This is a genomic window from Paenibacillus woosongensis (assembly GCF_030122845.1).
GTDB lineage: Bacteria > Bacillota > Bacilli > Paenibacillales > Paenibacillaceae > Fontibacillus > Fontibacillus woosongensis_A.
In genome coordinates this window covers 4101511-4124248 of record NZ_CP126084.1, presented here as the reverse complement: position 1 = coordinate 4124248, position 22738 = coordinate 4101511, and the positions used below count along the sequence as shown (strand labels likewise).

Annotated in this window: 18 protein-coding genes and 1 pseudogene; 10 read left to right on the top strand and 9 right to left on the bottom strand. The window is 50.4% G+C overall.

Annotated features, from left to right (window positions below):
* Positions 1-2 precede the first annotated feature (2 nt).
* The gene (locus QNH46_RS18850) at positions 3-845 is read right to left on the bottom strand and encodes an ABC transporter permease (protein ID WP_155611448.1); all 843 of its coding nucleotides are present in this window, start codon (positions 843-845) and stop codon (positions 3-5) included.
* Positions 829-2043 (bottom strand): quaternary amine ABC transporter ATP-binding protein, encoded by a 1215-nt coding sequence (locus QNH46_RS18845; RefSeq protein WP_213594398.1) that lies wholly within the window; start codon positions 2041-2043, stop codon positions 829-831. The genes QNH46_RS18850 and QNH46_RS18845 overlap by 17 nt, the downstream gene beginning before the upstream one ends.
* A gap of 251 nt (positions 2044-2294) precedes the next feature.
* On the opposite strand from QNH46_RS18845, the gene QNH46_RS18840 reads away from it, so the two are divergent.
* A complete protein-coding gene (locus QNH46_RS18840) occupies positions 2295-2843 on the top strand; it encodes a GbsR/MarR family transcriptional regulator (protein ID WP_213594400.1) in 549 nt (182 codons plus the stop codon).
* Positions 2844-2937: 94 nt separating this feature from the next.
* On the opposite strand, the gene QNH46_RS18835 is transcribed toward QNH46_RS18840, so the two are convergent.
* Positions 2938-5178 (bottom strand): alpha/beta hydrolase family protein, encoded by a 2241-nt coding sequence (locus QNH46_RS18835; RefSeq protein WP_283925590.1) that lies wholly within the window; start codon positions 5176-5178, stop codon positions 2938-2940.
* A gap of 251 nt (positions 5179-5429) precedes the next feature.
* Positions 5430-6722, bottom strand: coding sequence for a lytic polysaccharide monooxygenase (locus QNH46_RS18830; RefSeq protein WP_430691948.1), 1293 nt, complete (start codon positions 6720-6722; stop codon positions 5430-5432).
* A 518-nt stretch (positions 6723-7240) separates the two neighbouring features.
* On the opposite strand from QNH46_RS18830, the gene QNH46_RS18825 reads away from it, so the two are divergent.
* The 8 genes and pseudogenes from QNH46_RS18825 (at position 7241) to QNH46_RS18790 (ending at position 17910) form a co-directional block, all read left to right on the top strand.
* The gene (locus QNH46_RS18825) at positions 7241-8209 is read left to right on the top strand and encodes an AraC family transcriptional regulator (RefSeq protein ID WP_213594404.1); all 969 of its coding nucleotides are present in this window, start codon (positions 7241-7243) and stop codon (positions 8207-8209) included.
* Between the two features lie 81 nt (positions 8210-8290).
* Positions 8291-9289 carry an N-acetylglucosamine kinase gene (locus tag QNH46_RS18820; protein ID WP_213594406.1) on the top strand — a complete coding sequence of 333 codons (999 nt, stop codon included), beginning with the start codon at positions 8291-8293 and terminating at the stop codon, positions 9287-9289.
* Complete coding sequence (locus QNH46_RS18815; RefSeq protein ID WP_213594408.1) at positions 9279-10589, top strand: 6-phospho-beta-glucosidase; 1311 nt, start codon at positions 9279-9281, stop codon at positions 10587-10589. Before QNH46_RS18820 ends, QNH46_RS18815 begins: the two co-directional genes overlap by 11 nt.
* A 206-nt stretch (positions 10590-10795) precedes the next feature.
* The gene (locus QNH46_RS18810; RefSeq protein WP_283925589.1) at positions 10796-11764 is read left to right on the top strand and encodes an ABC transporter permease; all 969 of its coding nucleotides are present in this window, start codon (positions 10796-10798) and stop codon (positions 11762-11764) included.
* Positions 11765-11791: 27 nt separating this feature from the next.
* Positions 11792-12685 carry a carbohydrate ABC transporter permease gene (locus tag QNH46_RS18805; RefSeq protein WP_283925588.1) on the top strand — a complete coding sequence of 298 codons (894 nt, stop codon included), beginning with the start codon at positions 11792-11794 and terminating at the stop codon, positions 12683-12685.
* 85 nt (positions 12686-12770) lie between these two features.
* Positions 12771-14444 (top strand): annotated as a pseudogene (locus QNH46_RS18800) (extracellular solute-binding protein).
* A gap of 100 nt (positions 14445-14544) precedes the next feature.
* On the top strand, positions 14545-16119 hold the full coding sequence (locus tag QNH46_RS18795) for a response regulator (protein ID WP_283925587.1): 1575 nt from the start codon (positions 14545-14547) through the stop codon (positions 16117-16119).
* 27 nt (positions 16120-16146) lie between these two features.
* On the top strand, positions 16147-17910 hold the full coding sequence (locus QNH46_RS18790; protein WP_283925586.1) for a sensor histidine kinase: 1764 nt from the start codon (positions 16147-16149) through the stop codon (positions 17908-17910).
* On the opposite strand, the gene aspA is transcribed toward QNH46_RS18790, so the two are convergent.
* Together aspA and QNH46_RS18780 are read right to left on the bottom strand one after the other, a co-directional pair.
* Positions 17886-19325, bottom strand: a complete 1440-nt coding sequence (gene aspA, locus QNH46_RS18785; protein WP_283925585.1) for an aspartate ammonia-lyase — start codon at positions 19323-19325, stop codon at positions 17886-17888. The genes QNH46_RS18790 and aspA overlap by 25 nt on opposite strands.
* A 97-nt stretch (positions 19326-19422) precedes the next feature.
* Positions 19423-20679 carry a GNAT family N-acetyltransferase gene (locus QNH46_RS18780; RefSeq protein WP_283925584.1) on the bottom strand — a complete coding sequence of 419 codons (1257 nt, stop codon included), beginning with the start codon at positions 20677-20679 and terminating at the stop codon, positions 19423-19425.
* A 208-nt stretch (positions 20680-20887) separates the two neighbouring features.
* Here QNH46_RS18780 and QNH46_RS18775 point away from each other — a divergent pair, with 208 nt between their 5' ends.
* A complete protein-coding gene (locus QNH46_RS18775) occupies positions 20888-21049 on the top strand; it encodes a hypothetical protein (protein ID WP_283925583.1) in 162 nt (53 codons plus the stop codon).
* A gap of 16 nt (positions 21050-21065) precedes the next feature.
* On the opposite strand, the gene QNH46_RS18770 is transcribed toward QNH46_RS18775, so the two are convergent.
* From QNH46_RS18770 to QNH46_RS18760, 3 genes are read right to left on the bottom strand one after another with little or no spacing between them, the layout of a single operon-like run.
* Positions 21066-21233, bottom strand: a complete 168-nt coding sequence (locus tag QNH46_RS18770) for a hypothetical protein (protein ID WP_283925582.1) — start codon at positions 21231-21233, stop codon at positions 21066-21068.
* Positions 21191-21757, bottom strand: coding sequence for an ABC transporter permease (locus tag QNH46_RS18765; protein ID WP_283925581.1), 567 nt, complete (start codon positions 21755-21757; stop codon positions 21191-21193). The genes QNH46_RS18770 and QNH46_RS18765 overlap by 43 nt, the downstream gene beginning before the upstream one ends.
* Positions 21758-22693, bottom strand: coding sequence for an ABC transporter ATP-binding protein (locus QNH46_RS18760; protein ID WP_283925580.1), 936 nt, complete (start codon positions 22691-22693; stop codon positions 21758-21760).
* Between the last annotated feature and the right edge of the window lie 45 nt (positions 22694-22738).

Here is a 22738-nt window from a genome sequence, read left to right as displayed (position 1 = left end):
AATTATGCACCTCTTTTTTTGGATTTGAATAAATTTTGCGAAAAGCGGTCCAGCACAATAGCAAGTACGACGACAGCCAATCCGGCTTCGAAGCCCTGCCCGATCTTAAGCTGAGTCACCGCGCGGTATACCGTCGCTCCAATTCCTTGCGCACCGATCATCGAAGCGATTACGACCATCGAAAGGGACAGCATAATCGTCTGATTTATGCCAGCCATCATCGTAGGCATTGCCAGAGGCAACTCCACTTTAAACAGCTTCTGCCACGAGGTCGAACCGAAGGCGTCGGCAGCTTCGGTAAGCTCGCCGGATACCTGCTTGATACCGAGATAGGTCAAGCGGATTGTCGGCGGAATCGCGAAGATGACAGATGCGATTACTCCCGGCACTACCCCAAGACTAAAGAAAGTCACGGCAGGCAGAAGATAGACGAAGGCAGGCATCGTTTGCATGAAATCAAGCAATGGTGAAATAATGCGGTGAGTAGTTTTGCTATAGGCACTCCATATTCCGATAGGGATACCTAAGACCACTGAAATAATGCCGGAAGTGACTACGAGGCCTAACGTATTCATCGTTTCCGTCCAATAGCCGAGATTGTCGATCAGCAGGAAGCCGATCACTGTAAATAACGTGAGCGGTACTCTTCCGATCAGGTAGGCCAGGACACCGAATATAGCGATGAATAGTAGCGGGTGCGGTAAGAGAAATAGCCACGAGAAGAACTCGACAACACTTTCAATGATCTTGGACAGCCCCTCGAAAAAGCCCCCCAGGTTGGATTCCATCCAATCTACGATTAGTTCGATCCAATCCGCGAGAGGAATTTTAGGAATGAAGTTCATGCTGCTTCACCTCCATCTCGCGCACATCTCCTGCAAGCGCGCCTAACACGGCACCCCGTACAATAACGCCCAGCAGCCGTCTCTGCTCATCGACAACAGCCAGCGGCACCTTAGTGGAACTGGTCGCTTCGAATAAGTCGCTAAGAACAGTATCCGGCGGTACTTGCGGGCTATCGCTGATCAGAATATCCGAAAGCGTTTTGCCTGTCTTGTTCGCGTCAGATGCATCTTCCGCGGTAATGACGCCAAGCAAGCGCATGGAGCGATCGACGACGAAAAGATTTGAAATTCCCCGTTCCCGCATCAACTGCAAGGCTACCCGCGGACCGCGATCCAGCGTAATCGTCTCGGGTCTGCGCATCACATGCGAAGCAGTCAGCACCTTCGAGAGATCCACATCTTCAATAAATCGTTCGACATAATGGTTAGCCGGCTGAGTGAGCATTTCTTCAGGCGTGCCAATTTGGATGAGCGAGCCATCCTTCATCAAGGCGATCCGATCCCCGATCCGCAAGGCCTCATCAAGGTCATGCGTAATAAAGACGATCGTCTTCTTCATTTTCTCCTGCAGCTCGATCAGCTCATCCTGCATATCCCGGCGTATTAAGGGATCGAGAGCGCTGAATGCTTCATCCATCAGCAGCACCTCGGGGTCATTGGCCAAGGCTCTGGCGAGTCCAACTCTTTGCTGCATGCCGCCGCTGAGTTCATCCGGCATTTTGTCACCCCAGCCCTTTAGCCCGACAAGTTCCAGAGCTTGTTCTGCTTTCTGTTTCCGGGTATTTGCGTCGATTTTTTGGATTTCCAGGCCATACTCAACGTTTTGCAGCACCGTTCTGTGTGGAAACAGCGCAAATTTCTGAAATACCATACTAATGCTCTTTTGACGTATTTTCCGCAGTTGGGCTTTGTTCATTTTCAGCAAATCCTGACCGTGAATGAGAATTTGACCTGAGGTCGGCTCGATCAGCCGGTTCAGCATCCGGACGAGGGTCGACTTACCGCTTCCCGATAGTCCCATAATGACGAAGATTTCTCCCTGACGGATGTCCAGGCTGACCCGATTCACGCCAACGGTGATGCCGCGGCTAGCCAACTGTTCTTTCGTTTGTCCCTGCTCAAGCAGCTGAAGTCCCTGCTCTGCATTCGGGCCAAACAATTTAGTAACTTGCTTTACTTCTAGAATGGGTTCATCCAAATTATCCACTCCTTTTCTAATGAAATTCTAAGGTTGCACGGGCCTGCAGCCTCACATGGTACTTAGTCTAACAAAAAAAAGGGAATCTAAACAACCGTTAATACGGTTCGTATAGAACGTACAGAAAAAACTGTACAGAGTGAATGGTATATATACTCCCTTATCCTTACAAATGCTCGCTAAGCCGCCACTTTACTTTTATCTGGCCTTTTTTTAAGATATAAGAAGTATCGTGATAGGAGGTTGCAAGCATGGGCTTGGACCAGCTCACCCCAGAGCAGCAGGCGGATATAATGAAAGTTCGTAAACGGGTTATTGAAGCCATTGGCAGAAACATGGATTTATACGGGATTTCGTTGTCGACAGGTCATCTTTACGGTCTGCTTTTTTTTGCAGATAAACCGATGACACTGGATGAAATGGGTCTGGAGATGAAGATGAGCAAGACAAGCATGAGCACGGGCGTGCGGACTCTGCTTGATCTTAAAATGGTGAACAAAGTGTGGGAGAAAGGCTCCCGTAAGGATTTATATGAGGTCGAGTACGACTGGCATCAGACATTTACAGATTATTTCGCGATCAAGTGGAGAAAAGCGGTGGAATCCAACATCCTCATCCTGCGCAGGTCGATCGAGGAGATAAATAAATGGCTGGCCTCTGAACCGGAAGGAGCCATTGCGGCTATCCTTGAGGAGGATCGCAAAAAAATGATTGATGCCGTTAAGTACTACGAATGGCTTGACCGTTTGATTGATGCTATGGAAAGCGGCGAGATTTACCAGCTTGTTCCGAAAGAGTAGATCACATCGTTAAAAGCCGGCTATCAGCCGCCGCAACAAAACCGCCATCCCCGGCAGGGATGGCGGTTTTTGCATGTTGTTGCCGCATTGTTGCTTAGTATATACCGATATCATCGAGCATGATCTTGCCCGGGCCTTCGGAAAAATAGAAAGTAATTCCCTTAAGCGCGGACAAATCCAGCTGGGGATTGATTTTGGCGAACTCCGCCAAGTCTAGCATTACCGTCTGAAATACCGCCTCCTGCGGATATTTGTATTTGCCGTCGGACAGGCGCTTCTCTACCCAAGGAAGGATGGTAAAGGCAACATCCGGCGGGGGTGCAATCTTTATATAGTCGGCTAGTGATATACGGGCCGTTTCGCCGTTAGTGCTCTGCAGTTCCACCTCAGCCTGCAGCCCGGCGGAGGATGCCGCCGGTTCAGTGAGCTCGAAGCTGCGGTCAGCTATTGAAAACGAAAGGATTTCGGGAGGTGTGCTCATCTTCCTTGGCAGGAAGGAGGAGTTCCATGATAACGAATAGGAAGCAGGCTCCTCGTTATTTGCTCTATCTGCCCATTCCAAGGTTATGGCCCGGGTTCCTTTGTTTACGGATTTGCGGTTTGTGACCTCTTCTTCCACCCAGGTTAAATGATTGCCTTGAGCCAAACCGCCATTTGGAAGCGTGCCCCGGTTCAAATCTTCATCGTGCCAGGCCATCTTGTGGAAAAGGGCGCTCTCAAAGCGGCCGAAGTATCCGGTGTCCGCGGGAAGCCAGTGAAGTCCTGTCCTGTAATCCTGGAATAAAGGCAAGTAGCTCTCATTCCCGTGAAGCGTTGACTCCAGGAAGGCTGAGACGTATATCTTGGCAATCTCCCGCTGCTCTTTGGGACCGATGATCGCCTGCTGGTTCAAGAAGATTCCCTTCGGAAAGCTGATATCCCGAAAGCCCCATTCGGTGTTAAATTGGCTGTGATTGGCGTCCGTGATATATACGGAAGACTTGAAGTGAGCGGATGGTTTCGTGAAGGAAGTCCTAATATACTGACGGTCGCCATCAAAATCGTTCACATCCGCGTCCCGCGCCCCTTGCAGAGCCAAGTAGCTGACGTCCTTGATTCTGGCAAACTCTCCGTCCACCTTCTTGTCCGTGGGCGAAATCGCTATGATGGCCTGAATGTTGTAACGCTCCAAGTCGCCTAGCGTCTCGTCCGCACTGAACCAGCGTCCCGCGTCCTTCGCCATGGCGACCGCCTGACCGCCCCGGGAATGTCCGATTAATCCGATTTGCGCAAAATTCACTTTCTGGTAAAAAGGGGTTGCTGCATCGCCTGCATAGCTTTCGATCTGTTGCAGATGCTTCAGCAGGATCCAGGCACGGACTTTCATGTCATTGTCCGGAATCCCCGTCCAGACGGAATAATTCAAATAATTCTCATCAACCGATACAGCGATGAAGCCTCGGCTGGCCAGGAGCTCGCCTAAATAGCCATAGCCCTCATCAGAGAAATCCTCCATCAGGTGATTGCCGTGGACCATGAGCACCAGCGGAAAGGAGCCGTTTCCTTCGGGCATCCAAACTCTGCCGTTCAGGGGAAGCGAGCTTTGATCGAATCCCCAATAGCGGGTACGGAAAGCAGGCCATTTCTTAATATATAGGGAGGCGTCTACTGAAGTCGAAACAAGATCGGCCTCCTTGCCGTATTCTGTCCGCCAATAATCGTTTCCGCTTCCGTAGTCGAACGTAGTATAGCTGTAATGTCCCGGTCTGGCCGGATTCTCCGCTTCGATGGGTGCTGCGTGTTTCGCTATGCCCGGGTATGCCGCCGGGTTGTCTGCAGGCCATACCGCCGCGGACACGCATAGGAGCCCAAGCACGGCAGCTGCATAGAATCTCAGCCGTCGGCTAAATCGGGTACGAAGCATTCCGGCGCCGATTCCCAGCGCGATGCCCGTCAGCGTGAGGACAATTGCAGTAACCGCGGAGATGACCGTATCATGATCCTGCCAAAAAATAAAGAAAATGACCGTAAGCGCATATATCACTGTGCCGGCATACAGCCGGGGAAGCGGCAGGCCGATTAGCGCGAGCAGTACGGCAGCCAAATGGGCGGCGATAAACAGCCCTGTCGTCCCCACGGAGATAAAGGCCAGAATATCCGCCAAAGCGCCAAAGCCGGTAGGCATGCCCAGCGCAGCCAAAGCAAATACGAACATCGCCGCTCCCCATGGACCGACGACAGCCATTCGCCAAAAAACGCTATCATAGCGATAGGTGTCGCGGATTCTACGGCCAAGCCGCGCGCGCAGCGGCGGCTTTGAGGGAATATATTCGGTTTGAAGCTGCTGAAGTTCCATGGTTTCTCCCACCCGGTTATTGATCTCTATTTATTGTAACATGCTTCGCCTAGCTGGAAAGCTAGTAGTCGCTGGATTAAACCTGATGTTAGAGGAATGTTGGATTTAGTTCAATTTATAGGATATGTATTCCGCCATAAACGGCGCAAAGCCCCTTTAGCTGCCGATGGATCAACCTGGAGGTTGTTGACCGGCAGTTTAAAAGGGGCGAGGCTGGTTCGGCTATATCATGCCGGATCAGTCATCCGGTTCTACTTCAAAAGCCATAAGGCTGGCGTATTGTCCGGTTCCCATCCTTGCAGGGAAGTATGGGCCTGGCGGCATTCATATACCGAGCCGTTATACGTTACAAGCGTTCCAGCTGTGTAAGCCGTATTCGGCTCCCATGCCTGGGCTGCCGGCGCTTCGGCCGTCTTGGCGCTGACCGAATTGCTTGCCGCGGATTGGTTGCCAGCAGCGTCGAAGGCTCGAACTGTGAAAGTATATGTCGAATTTGCGCCAAGTCCTGTAACGACATGATCGGTGGTCGCGCCGGAGACCGTCGCAACCAGAGCCGTACCGTTGTAGATGCGATAACCTGCTACGCCCACGTTATCCGTGGAGGGACTCCACATCAAAGAGACGCTGGAAGAAGTGGGCGTACCCATGACATGCAGATTGCCGGGAGCCGAAGGGGCTTCAGTGTCCGCAATAACTCCTTCCGTCCTTACGGTAACCGGATTACTGGCATTCGACAGGTTGCCAGCGGCGTCTTTAGCTTTCACGGTGAAGGTATATGAAGTATTTGCGGTTAATCCCGTAACGGTATAGCTCAATGCAGAGCCGGGAACCGTTGCGACAAGCGAGCTGCCGTTGTAAATTTCATATCCGGTAACGCCCACGTTATCCGTAGATGCATTCCAAGCCAAGGACACACTCGTTGAAGTAGTTCCAGTAGATGTTAGAGCTCCAGGCGCGCTTGGGGCAATCGTATCGGAAGGGGGATTGCTGCCGCCGAAATTGACATCGATGACATTGTAGAAGGCATTCGCCGTATCAGCGACTTCCCAAACTGCCAGGATGACATGGTATCCGCTGCGCTGCGGAACATTGCAGGTATTCGAATATTCGAATGGAGGGCGTGCACCACCATAGTCTACGGAGCAAAAAGGAGTCAGATCAAAGGAGTTTCTGGAAAGAGGCGCATTCGGATCCCAGTTGTCTTTCGTGATATAGTATTTCCAGCTGGCGGTTGCATGAGCTGCGGTAAGCTTCCAATTGAACGTATTCGTACCCGCATTGATGTTCACCTTTGTCCAGCGCGTAGCGGACTGCTCGTCCAGTTTAGGGAAAATTCCGCCCGCGCTGGCAATCTTGCCGTCCGCAGGTCCCGCATGAGGGAAGCCTTTTGGCGCTTCTAGGCTCTGAGGCTCATACACAATTGCACCGCAGTCCTTGTTTTGCCCGTTTTTACAGAGAATTGCCCGGCTGCCCGGACTGTCTACATAACCGTGTGCCGATGCTTGTTCGGCAAACAAAATCATCAAAAAGGACAAAAGAATCATTACGCCCAAAGAAGTAATCGCTTTCAAAACAACCGAGTGAGATATACGAATAGCTGACATTACGTTAGCCCCTTTCTCAAATTGAATAATACCCTCTGTGTAGCTGTGCTTGAGTATGGTTGACAACGCAGGACTACCTCCTTATACAATGAATTTGCAGGTCGTCTTTACTTAAGATCACCTCCTTGCGAAGTTGATTTTATATATAAACTCTAGTCCAGGTACTGTTCCAAGGAGCTCCGATTGGCAACAGCTTGTGACAGAGTTCATACCTAAGTTAGAGGCAAAGCATGACGAAAATCAGCATAAATCACCAAAAAGAACCAAAAAACCACCATGTAGAATTATGGTTTTAATTCCGAATATAAACAGTTATTACAAATCGTTAACAAATTTAAGTAACATAGTAACGTTCTGGATGCTGCTCGTCAAGCCTATTTTTTTTGCAAAATTTTAACGGGAGCTTACAAGCCCCCTATTTATCAAGAACGTGAACCCGACAACAGGAGGTAAAAAAATTGAAGCCGTCATCCATTTCCATTCAGCGAGATCAAATCAATCTGCCCCTGCAATTTCCGCTGCATGTCTCGAAAACAGAAGGGGTATCCCCGCTGTTCCAGCGGCTTCATTGGCACCGGGCGCTCGAGATCAACTGGATTACCCGCGGCAGCGGAATTTATGTCATCAATGGGCAGGAATATCCGTTCAGCGCGGGCGATATTTTCCTGATCAATTCGGATGACCTGCATCGTGCCTACGAAGGGAAGGACCTGGAGATGGTTATCCTGATGATGGAGCCGGCTTTGCTTGCCACCGAGCAAAGGTATGATCCGGAAATTTTGCTGCCGTTCCGCGACACCGGGTCTCATTTTTCAAACCATATTTCACGTGAATTGCCAGGAAGCAAGCGGCTGGCCGGATACATCGAGACGATCTATACCGAATTTGCGGCCCAAAAGCCGTCGCATGCCTCGATCATTCGCGGTTTATTGCTGCAGCTGCTGGGCGAGGTGAATCGCAGCTTCAGGCTGCAAGACATCATTCCCGGCGGAGCCATTGGAGCGGGTGAAGCTACAAGCCTAAATACAAGCGTAAAAACAAGCCGCTCTGCTTCCGGCCGCAGACAATTGGAGCAGATGAGAGCAGTCATTTTGGCGTTGGAGGGTGATGTTTCCCATCCATGGACGCTGAAGGAGATGGCGGAGATCGCTCATTTGAGCCCGTCCCGCTTCAGCGTGCTGTTTAACCAGGTGGTCGGGACCTCGCCGCTGCACTATCTCCTTCAGCTTCGGCTCGATCACGCGGTCGAGCTGCTGGAGCAAGGAGAGCGAAGCGTACTTGAAATCGCCGGGCAGTGCGGGTTCAGAAATCTCTCGAATTTTAACCGGCTGTTTATGAATTATTTGGGCGTAACCCCGACCGCCATGAGAAGGCGGCTGCAGGGGGAAGAGGTCCCCAAATCTTCTGCAGGCGATCCAAAACAGTAAGATTGTATCAGTTTTAAGCTTGATTACAGAAGAAATCGGCAGGTTATCCTCGTATCCTAAAGGGAGAAGGAGAGATGACCTATGAACATCTTTTTGGGTGTCGACGCTGGCGGCAGCAAGACATACAGCCTTATCGTCAACGAGAAGGGCGAGACACTCGGCCGCGGTGCAAGCGGGAATGGAAATCATCAGACTAACCCGGCCCACGCGGAGAATAATATTGCTTCAGCCTGTCATCAGGCGCTCCGGGAAGCAGGCTTATCCACGAAAAATATTACGCATGCTTATTTCGGTCTCGCCGGAGCGGACCGCGAGCCTGATTATGCGGTGCTGCGTCCGATGATCCGAAGGTTAGGCTTCCCGCAGCATTCCATTGCCTGCGATACGATGATTGCGATGCGTTCGGGCACGGCACGTTCTTACGGGGCTGTCGTCATCAGCGGCACGGGATTCAATGCCGCCGCTCGTAATCTTGCCGGCGACGAGGTACAGTATGGCGGGTTCGGATATATTTATGGAGATGGCCAGGGCTCGGGAAGGGATCTCGCGAACTTCGCGTTTCGTTCTGCAGTACGGGCCTGGGATTTGCGAGGCAAACCTACGGCACTCCATGATCTTGTACTGAAGGCTACAGGCTTCCAAAGCGTACCGCAAATGCTGGACGCGGCGCTGGATCAAGGCTATGTTCCTCCGCTATCTCTGGCGGAGGTTGTATTTGCTGCGGCTGAGCAAGGCGACGAGGTTGCTGCCAGTCATTTGGCTGAGCAGGGCAGCGAGCTGGGAAATGCCGCCGCAGCGCTGATTCGCCGGCTGGGCATGGAGAAGGATGAATTTGATGTCGTGCTCGGCGGCAGCATCCTGGCCAAGGGCCGGAGCACGATTATGACCGAAGCGCTGGCCAGGACCGTCCGCCTGACGGCTCCCCGGGCGAAGGTGGCCCGCATTACGATGGAGCCGGTGGCAGGCGCGGTATTAAGTGCAATGGATAAAGCGGGACATGTGGCGAGTGAGGAAATCATGAGCCGTTTGCGTAATACAAGCTTCAGCGATCTGAAGGGAGTGGCGGAGAATGAAGGATAAACGCGGTCTTAAAATAGCTGTCATCGGCGGGGGCTCCTCATATACCCCTGAGCTGGTAGAGGGTCTGATAAATGGCTATGGTGAAATGCCTATAGCTGAAATTTGGCTGGTCGATATCGAGGCCGGAAAACGCAAGCTGGATATCGTCGGCAATCTCGCCAAACGGATGGTCCACAAGGCTGGGCTGCCTATACAGGTGCACCTGACCCTGAACCGACGGGAAGCGATTAAGGACGCGGACTTCGTATCGACACAAATGCGCGTAGGCATGCTGGAAGCGAGAAAGCTCGATGAGCATATCCCGATCCAGCATGGCGTGATCGGCCAGGAGACAACCGGTCCCGGAGGGATGTTCAAGGCGCTGCGCACGATCCCTGTTATTTTGGACATCTGCCGCGATATCGAGGAGCTGGCTCCGCATGCATGGATGCTGAACTTTACAAACCCGGCAGGCATGATCACCGAGGCGGTTCAGAAATATTCTCGCGTTCGGACGATCGGTCTGTGCAACTCGCCGATTAATTTCAAGAAGTCTCTGGCCACGGCCTATCACGTGCCGGAGGAGAAGGTGCTGCCGGAATTCGTCGGCATCAACCATCTGCACTGGGTAACCTCCGCCCTTGTGAACGGCAGGGAGGTTCTGCCCGAGCTCCTCGCGGGGGAGGGCGGCGAGTATACCGCATCGAATGTTCCCACTTTCGGCTGGGATCCGGAGTTCCTGCAATCGCTGGCCGCCGTGCCCACCTATTATCTCAAATATTTTTACATGCAACATGAGATGTTTGCGGAAATGAAGGAATCGCTGCGGCAGAACGGAACACGCGCCGATATCGTCAGCCGGGTAGAGAAGGAATTGTTCGAGCTGTACGAGGACGAGACCCTGGAAGAGAAGCCGAAACAGCTGGAGCAGCGCGGCGGAGCTTATTATTCCGAGGCAGCCGTAAGACTGATGCAGTCGCTCTATCTGGGGCGCAACGACATTCAGACGCTGAATGTGGCCAATGGGGGAATCTATGATTTCTTGCCTGAGGATGCCTCCATCGAGGTAAACTGCGTAGTGACCTCCGGCGGGCCGGTTCCGCTCGTTCCGGGACATGTCCCGCCTCATATCAAGGGCCTATTGCATGCGGTGAAGACCTACGAGAGCTTAACGATAGAAGCAGCGGTTACCGGCAATCGGGCGCTGGCGCTACAGGCATTGGTTCATCACCCGCTCGTGCCATCCGTCTCTACGGCCAAAATACTCCTGGATGAAATGCTGGAAGCACATCGCCATTATTTGCCGAACTTTTTTGCCTAAACCTTAAGATAATCAGGGGGGTGTCCCAATAGTCATCAACGATGGCGAAAGGGGCCTCTCTTTTTTTGACCACAGAATTTATAAAGACAGTGATTTTTATCAGATTTAGTTGATTAGGCAAGTAGTTAATACCCTCCGGCTTTTTTAAGATAGAAGTGTGGATTACTTCAGTGACGTTGGAAAACGGAGTAGGAGGGAACAACAATATGTCACAGCTTTCCGTTGAGAAAAGTATGCAGCCAAGCCTGCCGCAGACCCAAAAAAAGAAGAGTGGGCTGATGCGCTTTTTGAAACAATGGGATTTGCAGTTAATGGTTATCCCTGCTTTGGCGCTCGTTTTTGTCTTTTCGTACATTCCCATGTACGGAATTTTAATCTCTTTTCAGGATTATAAAATCGGCAGCAGCTTCACGAGCAGTCCCTGGGTAGGATTCAAGCATTTTAATTATTTTTTCAACTCGCCGGAATTCGGTGTGGTCATGCGCAACACAATCGTCATCAGCTTCCTTAAGTTCCTAATTGGATTTCCAGCGCCAATCATCCTGGCCTTAATGCTGAATGAAGTCCGGAATATGGCATTTAAAAGAACCGTCCAAACCGTGACTTACTTGCCATACTTTATGTCCTGGGTTATTGTTGGCGGTCTGGTGAGCTCCTTGCTGTCCGTAGACAGCGGTGCCATCAATATGCTGCTGGAGCGCTTTAACCTGATCTCTCAGCCGATTAATTTCTTGTCCTTGCCTGAGTACTTTTGGGGAATTCTCATAACTACGAATGTGTGGAAAGAGATTGGCTTCGGCTCGATAGTGTACTTGGCGGCGATTGCCGGAGTAGACCCGCATACCTATGAGGCGGCCTCCATCGATGGGGCAAGCCGCTTTAAACAAATTTATTTGATAACGCTTCCTTCGATCATGCCAGTCGTTACGATCTTCATGATTTTGGCTATCGGCAATCTGCTCAGTGCAGGCTTTGAAGATATTTTGATCCTCGCTGCAGATAAATCGCTTAGGGACGTCTCCGATGTTATCGACACGTATGTCGTGCGGGTGGGTATTGAAAACTACCGTTACTCCTTCGCTACGGCGGTCGGTTTGTTCAAAGCAGTAGTAAGCGTTGGACTTTTGACATTGGCGAACCTAATAGCTAGAAGATCCGGCAATAGTCTATGGTAATCCTGACACAATTGGAGGAATGCGGAAATGGCACGTGAAAGCTTCGGCGATCGGCTCATGGTAATTATCATTTATGTTTTCTTGAGTTTACTGGCAATTACAACCTTGTATCCATTCCTGAATGCGCTGGCAATTTCCTTTAACGAAGGAATGGATACTTCAAGAGGCGGAATTACGCTTTGGCCTAGAGTATTCACATTGGAGAATTATGGTGTGGTGTTTAAGGACGAAAGGCTGATTAACGGCTTTGTTATCTCGGTTCTTCGTACAGTGGTCGGTACAATCGGATCGATTTTATGTACAGCCATCTTTGCATATGGCATGTCAAAAAGGGAATTAATCGGCCGTAAATATTACATGATTATGTGTATTATTACTTTATACTTCTCGGGCGGCCTGATTCCTTCATTCCTGCTCATCCGTAATCTTGGACTGATGAATTCCTTCTGGGTATTTATCATCCCTTCCCTGGTCGGCGTCTGGAATATGATTATATTCCGTACTTTTTTCCAGGGGCTTCCGGCAGGGCCTGAGGAATCGGCGCGAATAGACGGCTGTGGAAACTGGGGGACGTTCTTTCGCATCGTAATTCCGCTGTCGGGTCCGGTCATAGCGACTTTGTCCTTATTTACGGCGGTTACGCACTGGAATGAATGGTTCCTGGCGGGGATTTATATTTCGGATGTAGAAAAATATCCGATCCAGACCATCCTCCGGCAGATTCTTCTTTCGAATATTGTAACGGATCAGGGAGGGCTTGATTCCTCGGCTTTGGCGCATATGGCCAAAGTGAGAACGATTACAAGCAAATCCTTGTCCATGGCAACGATGATGGTAGCCACGCTTCCGATCATTACTGTATATCCATTCGTACAGAAGCATTTCGTTAAAGGGGTTCTTGTAGGTTCGCTGAAAGAGTAGATCGGGCAGAGCTGCTCGTATGCATAGCGTTTAGAGCATCATGCTTTAAACATAAATTAAGAATTTGAAAGGGGAAAGCAGCAGGATGAAAAAAAGAAATTGGCTGATCAGTATCTTGTCTGTGGTGATGGTCTTCTCGCTCATAGTGGGTTGCTCCTCCGGCAATGGGGGCAACAAGGGAGCCGCACCGAGCAACACTGGGGGAGAGCAGCAGCAAGAGGGAAATACACCTCCTGAGGAATCCAACCTGTATGAGCTTGGCAAAGAGCCTCTTGAAATCTCAATCTTCGGCAACTATGAGTGGTACACGATGCCGAAATGGGGAGCAGATCCCATGACACAGTGGGTTCAAGACAATAAAAAAATCACAATTAAGGAAATTCCAAACGGTGGCAATAACGCTTAAAAGCTCAATACGATGATTGCTTCCGGTGACTTGCCGGACATCGTTTGGGGAGAACGTGGTGCAGACGTAGAGCGTCTTCGGGAAGCTGGGCTTCTTGTGCCGCTTGATGATTACCTGGAAAAATACCCAAATTTGAAAAAATGGCTTGACCCTGTAGCCTTAAATATGCTGCGTTCACCTGACGGGAAGCTGTATCAATTCCCGAACTGGTATACGAACCGTCCGAATGGTAATGCGGGCTGGGTAGTGAACAAGAGAATCTACGAGGAACTCGGATCTCCTAAGCTTGAGACGACTGACGATTTATACAACTATTTGAAAATGGTTAAAGAGAAATATCCGAACGTCATCCCGCTGGAAACAGATCTAGCCGCAGAGGGACATGGTCTAAGCCAAATTTATTCTGCATTTAAAGAAAACAACTTAAGTGCCGAAAGATATTATGCCGTTCCTGTCGGCGATAAGATGGAATCAATTTATAAAGACGAGGCGTTCCGTGAATCTGTGGTCTATACGGCCAAATTGTTCCGCGAGGGTCTGATCACACAGGATGCTATGACACAAACCCGTGACCAGGTTCAAGAGAAGCTCGTATCCGGCCGCGTAGCTGTGTATGCTTCCGGGAACCCAACGGTATTCGCCATGGAAGCTGACGTAGCGTTAAGAAAGAAAGATCCGAATGATGGTTACTTTATGATTTGGCCGATCCACAAGGAAGGCCTGGATAAGAACAAAATTTATCCGGGCACTTATAATAAATTGGGCTGGAATGCTGCGGTAATTACGACCAGCGCGAAGAATCCTGAGGCTGTATTTGCATTCCTTGACTGGTGGACTGGACCTGAGGGCATGGTCTTGCAATACTACGGAGTTGAGGGAGAGTACTGGCAAGGATGGCAGGAGGATGGAACTACGCCGATATTTACGGAAAAATACGTCACGCAAAGAGATCAGCTGGCCGAGTATCAAAAAAGCACGGATCCGTTCCAGTGGGTGGGCAATACCGTATACCTGGATGATATGAAAGGGAAATATGAAGAGACCTTGAAGGAAGAGGACCGCAACTGGGCCACTTACTGGCAATATAAAATCACATGGAAAACGCAAGGTGACTATACGGAGTTTGTAAACATGCACCCGATGCCGGATACCGAGGAAGGAATTGCCTTCCAGCGGGTTAAGGATATATGGCTGAAGGCAAGACCGCAGTCCATGTATGCTAAGACGGATGCAGAAGCGTTAACAATACTGGATAAGGCCCATGAAGATTCGATGAAAGCTGGATTCCAAAAGGTGCTCGACTATTATACAATGAAGTGGGAAGAGAACAAGGCCATGATTAATAGAAATTAATAATTGTGTTTGAGGGGGCCTGCGGGACCCCTCATTGTGTTGCCTATTTGCTGAGAGGATCATCATAAAACCCAAGACGATGACTCGGAGGAGGGGCATCATGTACAAAGTACTGTTAGCTGATGACGAAATGCTGGATCTTGAAGGCATGAAGCGGTTCATTCCTTGGTCTGAGCTGGGGCTTGAAGTGGTTGATGCCGTGAGTAATGGATTCGCTGCCTGCGATGTTATCAAGCATCGGCCAGTGGATATATTGGTGACGGATATCAATATGCCCAACATGTCAGGGCTGGAGCTGGCACGAAAGGCCATCGAGAAGAAGCCGGACATTCGCATTGTATTTGTAAGCGGTTACCAGGATTTCCACTACGTAAAGCAGGCGTTATCGATGAAGGCCTGCAGCTATGTGCTTAAGCCGGTGGATGACGATGAACTGATCGCATCCCTCCAGACGATCAAGCAGGAGCTCGAGCTCGAAGGTAAACGAAAGGAAGCCGAGAAGCATTACCAACGCATGATTCCGATGGCCAAAAATGAGCTGCTCATTCGTTTGCTGGAAGGCGAGCTGCAGGGGGATGAGTCTGAGGCTTTGACCAAGCTAGCTGCAGCCAATGGTTTATTTGCGCTTCAAGGACCGCTGCGGGCGGCCGTTATTGAAACGGATGAGTTGAATTGGAAACAGCTGAGCATGCCAGATGAGGCTGGACACTCTGATCATTTGCTGCAGAAAATCAATAAGCTGCTGCAGGAGTGCGGCATGGAGCATGCCTGCAAGCTGTCCAAACGGCGGTTAGCCGTCATTATGCAGGGAGATCGAGTGAATGAAAGTTTTACGGCATTATATGATGCGGTTAACTCGAAACTGGCCGTTTCCGTAACGATCGGTCTTGGAGAGCCGGTTCAGGAAATATCTCTGCTCCCGCAATCCTATAGGCAGGCGCTTGAAGCGCTGGATGGCAAAATGTTTATTGGCCGGGGGCATCTCATTAAATATGAAGAAGTTCGCCGTACTACGGAAATGAGGGATGCAAAAACGCTGGACATTCGTCTGGATGCTTTGTTCAAGGCCATGTCCAATTACGAGCTCGTTCAAATACATGATGAAATCGATAATTTGTTCCAATCGGTATCGACGCTGCGCTCCAAATTTACGATCTACAATCTGGCAATGTATATCGTCTTCAAGCTGGAGCATTATTTGAGCACGCTGGATGAGGATCTGTCCAAAATGCTTGGTTTCGAGCTTTCTAGTCTGGATATTGTATTGAAATTCGAAATGATGGACGATATTCGCTCCTGGCTTGTTCGTAAAGCTTTTGAAATTTCCGAAACCTTGCGGCAAAGGGAGAACTCCCAGTGCAGTAGGCTGATCCGCGATATATTGAGCACGATGCAGGAGCAGATGCATGAGAATATGACGTTGAAGGATATCGCTCACAAATTTTCCTTCTCGCCGAATTATTTGGGCCATCTATTTAAGGAAGAAGTAGGAAAGACCTTTAGCGAAATGCTGGTTCAGCTCAGAATGGAAAAAGCCTGCGAGCTGCTGCGAAATCCGACGCTCAAAATTTATGAGGTAGCCGATCAGGTTGGATATCGTTACATCCCTTATTTCAGCAGGCAATTTAAAGAAACCTACGGGATGACGCCAATGGAGTTTCGCAAACGAGAGTAATGCAGGAGGGAAGACATGCTGGTCCCTATGAAGGAGAAAAAAAGCCAGAGGCCGTATATCCCGTTCGGCTATAAGCTGATGCTCACATATATGTTCTTTATCGTCATTCCTGTCATCGCCATCGGCTATTTCTCGAATGCCATGTATCAGGAGTCGATCCGCAAGCATGCCCGGACGAATACGCAGGCCACGCTGCTGCAAATTCGGGATAATATCGAATATAAACTGGAGGATGTGGAACGAGTTTCTTCTATTATATATGATGATTATTCCCTGGTTTTGCAGCTGCGCCATTTTGACAACGGATGGGATACCTATGACAGGACGATGAGAACTCTCAGGCCCAAGTTCCAAAACGCGATGCAGGCGGCACGGATCAATATTGCCATGTTTATTTTTTTGCAGAATCAGCATTTTAACGAAACCTATTATGGCTCCTTCGAACAAGAGAACCTGGATATGCTGGAACGCAAATACAACATATATCATTTGGACCGGTTAGTTGATCAAGAGTGGTACAGGACCTATCCCGAAGAGGAATACGGGAAAACGATGGTCTGGAAAAAAGTGCAGCGCGATGAGGAATTCGGGCGGATATCTCTGTTGCGGCGCATGGTTGATGTATTCCCGCTGGAAGTCAAGGAAGTCGGATTTATGCGTGTTAGCGCTCGAATTCAGGAGCTGTTCGAAGCGATGGACTATTTAAAAATCGGGGAGGGCAGCGTGCTGCTCCTGAAGGATGAGCAGGGGAAGATTCTATATCAGTCGGGCGAATTCCCCGCTGGCCGGAGAGTGGAAGAACTGTCGGAGAAGGATTATTTAACCATTACCGAAACCTTGAATGACGGGAATTGGAAGCTGCATGCCTATGTGCCAATGACGATTATGGAGCGGGACTCTGTGCGGGTCAGCATGTTTATATTAGGGACATGTGCTGTTTTACTGATCGTATTCTCGGTCGCGGGCATGTTCATTTCGCGGTATTTCTCGGTACGCGTCAAGAAGATCGTCTCTGTATTAAACGCTTTCCGCGAAGGCGACCTGCATAAACGGATGCGCTACAAGGGCAAGGATGAATTCTCGCAAATCGCCTCCGCGCTGAATGAGATGGGACAGAACATTGATCATCTCATCGAACAGGTGTATCTGACGCAAATCGAGAAGAAGGAGGCGGAGCTGGAATCCTTGCAGGCGCAGATCAATCCGCATTTTCTGTATAATACGCTGTCCTCTATCAGCCGGCTGGCCAAATTTGGCGAAATCGACAGGCTGCAGAAGATGGTGCTTGATCTCGCCAAGTTCTATCGTCTTTCTTTAAATGAAGGAAGGACGGTGATCCCGATTCGCCATGAGCTGGAGCAGGCTGAGGCCTATCTCAATATCCAGAGGACGAAGTACGGGGACAAGGTGGCGATTTCCTATGACCTCGATCCGGAGATCGTGCGTTATGTGACCATTAAATTGATTTTACAGCCTTTCATTGAAAATGCGCTGGAGCATGCCTGGTTTGGCGATGCCCTCCATATTCGGATTGAGGCAAAGAAGATCGGCGACAATATCGTCTTCAAGGTGATCGATAACGGCCTTGGCATGCCTCCTGCGCTTATTCGCCGCATCTTCGACCCGGTGGAAGGCCAGAACGTCGGCTTCGGCATCCGCAACGTAAATAGCCGCATCCAGCTCCATTTTGGCGCTGAATACGGCGTAACGATCGGCAGCAGGCCGGGAATGGGGACGACGGTGCAGATCGTCATCCCGGCCACCCCTTACTTCCCGGAGGAAGGGGTATGATGCAGGAATCTGGCCCCGGCAATTCCCGGCGAGGTCATCTCATGGGGGGCGAGGATTTCATCGAGCTCCTCCGGGGTCAACACTTTATATTCCAGGCATAGCTCGCGCACAGAGCGGCCTGTCGCAATGGCCTCGGCAGCGATTTTGCTGACCGTTTCGTAACCCAGATGCGGGTTGAGCGCGGTAATGATCCCGACGCTCCGGTCCACGTAAGCTTTGCATTGCTCCTCGTTCGCGGTGATTCCTTCCAGGCAGTATTTCTGGAACGATTGGAAGGCGTTGTTCATGATGCTGATGGACTGCATCAGGTTGAACACGAGCACGGGCTCCATGACGTTCAGCTCGAATTGGCCGGCTTCGGCCGCCATGCTGATGGTGGTGTCGTTGCCGATGACTTGGAAGGCCACCTGATTAATGAGCTCGGCCATGACCGGATTGACTTTGCCCGGCATGATCGAGGAGCCGGGCTGGCGGGACGGCAGGGAAATTTCCCTGAACCCCGCTCTAGGTCCAGAAGCCATCAGCCGCAAATCGTTGGCGATTTTGGACATGTTGATCATGCAAAGCTTGAGCGCTGCCGACGTCTCCGTATACGCATCGCAGTTCTGGGTGGCGTCGACGAGCTGGGCTGCTGAGAACATTGGATAACCGCTTAGCTCGGCCAGCAGCTTGACGACCCGTTTGATATACTTCGGATCCGCATTTAGGCCGGTGCCGACCGCCGTAGCCCCCATATTGATTTCGAACAAAGCTTGTCTCGTCTGGTCCATTCTGCGAATGTCCCTTTCCAGCACGCGCCGGTAGGCTTCGAACTCTTGTCCGAGGCGGATCGGCACGGCATCCTGCAAATGCGTCCGTCCCATTTTGATGACGCTGTCGAACTCCTGAGCCTTCTTCTTGAACGTATCGGCCAGCGAGCGAGTCGTCTTGATCAGCCGGTCGAGCAGGTTCAGAATCGCGATATGATTCGCCGTCGGGAAGGCGTCGTTCGTCGATTGGGACATGTTCACATGGTTGTTCGGGCTGACCGAGGCGTAATCGCCCTTCTCTTTGCCGAGAATCTCCAGCGCACGGTTCGCGATCACTTCATTGGCGTTCATATTAATCGAAGTACCTGCGCCGCCTTGAATCGGATCGGTAATGAACTGATCATGATAATGTCCGCCCATAATTTCGTCTGCTGCCTGGATGATTGCATTGCCGATCATAGGGTCGAGCTGGCCGATATCCATGTTCGCCTGGGCAGCGGCTTTCTTCACCAGGGCGAGCGCATGAATGAGCTCGGAATATATCCTGTATCCGGTAATGGGAAAATTCTCTACCGCACGCATCGTTTGGACGCCGTAATAAGCCTCCCTCGGAACTTCCACAGAACCGAGAAAGTCCTTTTCGATTCGGAATGAGTTGTTTGGCATGATTCTTCCACCTCTCCTTATGTCTACAATTATATTGTAACCTTTTTCAACAGCAGGATATCCAGTCAAGCGCCTGTTTTATATCCAATGGTTCGGATCAGAATTTATCCGTTAAATAAAATACGGAGTTCTGAAACGGAAACATAACCTGCAGCAGTTCGTCCACCGGAGGGTGCGGTTTCACTTGTACTCCCGGGCAATCATCGACCGGTATTTCGCTATGGTAGCCATGCAGCAGCATCGTCACCAGCTCCGGTTGCCGGAGTTCCAGGGAAGCAGCCTTGCTGGAATCGTAGTTCGCAGCAATTGCTAAATGCTCCTCTTCATAAATGAGCAGGGCGGACTGCCCTGCGCAGCGTAGAGCTAATCTGAAGCTGCCAATGGACTTGTCACGCAGTCTTCGCTCCAATACCGGCTTCAGGATCTGCAGGGTCTCGGCCAGCCGGATGATTTTCCACATCATCAGATCCGAGGCTGTCTGCTCCGCATCCCATTCCTTCAGAAGCGGCAGCAAAGCGTGATCCGGCGGCAGCCTGAATTTCCATGTCTTTATATCCGGGTGCTGTGCAGCCAAATGGGACAGAATCGGCAGGATGGCAGACTCATGCCCCGGCAAATAGCAGAGCTCCTCAAGGGTGATGGCTTCGTTATCCCACGGATTTCGCCGCCCCAGGCGGCCGTAAGCGGCGATAGCCCCGTCCAGCAGAGCTGCGGACCAGGTGCCTTCCAGCCATTCCGCCGACTGCCGCACGTCCTGCCAGTAGATGGAATCCCGCACCCGTGATAAGGTGCGTTTCTGATTGGTTTGCTCATAAATGGCGGCGACCTGCTTCAGATCGCCGGACAGCTCTAGAGGCTTGACCCAATAAGGGGAATGCGCTGCCGTATCCGAATCCGGCGATGCTAGACTGATTTGGGAAGAGAATTGCTCCGCAGGCAGCCGATATTCCGTTTCCGGGACGATGGTCCAGCCCAATTTTTCATAAAAAGGATGGATGCTCGAGAAGAGCAACGATAAATCGTAACCTTCCTGCGCCATCCATTCCGTTAGCTTTTGCAAAATTTGCAGACCTAGTCCTTGCCCGCGGTATTCTGGTTTTGTCGCAACGCTGCCGATGCCGGCCACCTTGAGTGTTACATCCTCTACGCGGCAAATATAAGGGAAAATTTGAACCGTTGAAGCGATGACGCCATCCACAACAGCTACCCAGGTGGTATCAGAGCGGTAAGCGGTATAGTGGTCAAGACGGGATTGAAAATAAGATTTGCTGATGGGAAAACAGGTTTCCAGCAAATTATAGACCTCTTCCAGCTCGGCGCGGCTCTGAATCGGACGAATCTCCATATTCGACATCTTAGGTCACATCCAATGCTCCAATTAGTTAACTAGATAAGTCTAATGTACCATGTTCCACAATATACCTACAATACAGATAAGGCGGAACAATGAATTATCCACGTCCGCCTGAACTGCAACTTTATTCCCTTTTATCACGTAATAAGTTTAAAGCATGCGGTAACGGGTTAAGTTACACCAAAGCAATGAAAGGAGCGAGAACAGTATGGACATCATCGTTCATGGCGCATTGCCCTATTACTCCCAGCATCCAAGATCACCGATCATGCCTCTTTCCAGGAAAAATGACGATCCGCGCAAGACTGTTCGGTTCAAGGATGTGCTTCACGAGAAAATGAAGGCAAACCGTGACAAGCAGCAGCAGTAACCGGTATTCAGGTAATTTACCCGACGTCGGCTCTTTCCACGTTGCGAATCGTCCAAGCGGCTATAAGTACGCCGATAACAGCCAAGGCCAGCGGGACGTAAACGATCGAGGCGATCGAGAACTCCGGATTGTGCGACCCGATCAGCGCAACGATAAGAATGGCGGATACGATCGTCGCAGGCACGGAATGCTTTTGCGCATGCCGAAATACAATGGGATCAAGCTGGTGCCTGCTGTGGCGACCGAGAAGGTGAGTATGGATAATAGCTGCTTTAGCAAGAAGCCTGTGTCTACGTTACCGGGAATGAAACGAAGATAAGAATTCAGCAGCACAAGCAAGCCTGCCGATAATAAATTGGTAACAAAGACGGTGATGAAAGTTAAGATCGCGATGAACAGCAGCTTCGCGCCGAGCAATTTTTTCCGGCTGATCGGGTAAGAGAAAAGGATGAAAATAGTTTTGCTCTTGTATTCTTCAACGATTAGTTTAGCTACTAGCACCCCGCCTAGAATGACGCAGGTCACTCTTGCAACAGCTCCGACGACAACCAAGGCTTCATCTAAATCTCTTAGGGGAACTTCATGGGGAGCTTCTACATAATTAACCAATATGAGTATTGCTATGATGCACAGGCTGGCGATAAACGCACTGCTGAAATACCACCCCAGCGAATGCTTTTTCAGCTCCAGCTTCATAAGCTTGATCATTTACGATGCCCCCTTCATATGGTTGTTGCTGCGTTGGATCAGATCCAGGAAATATTCCTCCAGGGACATCGATTTCTTGTTGATAGCCTCGATTTCGATGTTCTGTTGCACTAACGCCCGAACAATCTCCCCTTGACCCATCGACGGATCGTAAACGCGAATGATCCGGTCATGCAGCACTTTGAAATTGGAAATCCGCAGCTGGTGATCCAGAATGGCGGCCGCCCGGCTGGGTTCAGCTGTAATTAGCTCGATAAACTCCGTATTTTGTCCCCGAATGCTTTCCATGGACACTTCATCAATTAGCCGGCCGTCGCTGATTACACCAATCGTATCTGCAATCTGCTCGATTTCGGCCAGCAGATGAGTGGAGATTAACAGGGTAATCCCGTACTCCCTGCTCAAGGTTCGGAACAATTGCCGCATTTCCTGAATTCCTAACGGATCAAGCCCGTTTATCGGCTCATCCAGAATGAGCAGTTCGGGTTTGGTCATGATCGCCCTGGCAATGCCGAGCCGCTGCTTCATGCCCAGAGAAAATTCCTTCACCGGTTTCTGGCCGGTATCTCTTAAATGGACCATATCCAGAGCTTCTTGAATGGCCTGCTTGTTATGGTAGCCCATATATTCGCCATGCAGCTCCAAGTTTTGTGCAGCTGTCATTTTCTCATAAAATATCGGGTACTCGATGATGCTGCCGAGCCGTCCCAACACTTCATAGGAAGCAGCCGTCAATCGTTCGTTGAACAGCAGAATCTCCCCTGTCGTGGGTTTTACGAGATTGGTCAGCATCTTCATAATGGTGGTTTTACCTGCGCCGTTTGGCCCGAGGAAACCGTAAATCTCTCCCTGTCGAACCTTCATATTTACATTGCTGATGGTTTCTTTCCCTTTGTAGGCTTTGCTCAGCCCGCGGGTCTGAATAATATATTCCATTGGCATGGCTCCTTCCGTGATCTTACGAACTCATTCTAGCTGCAG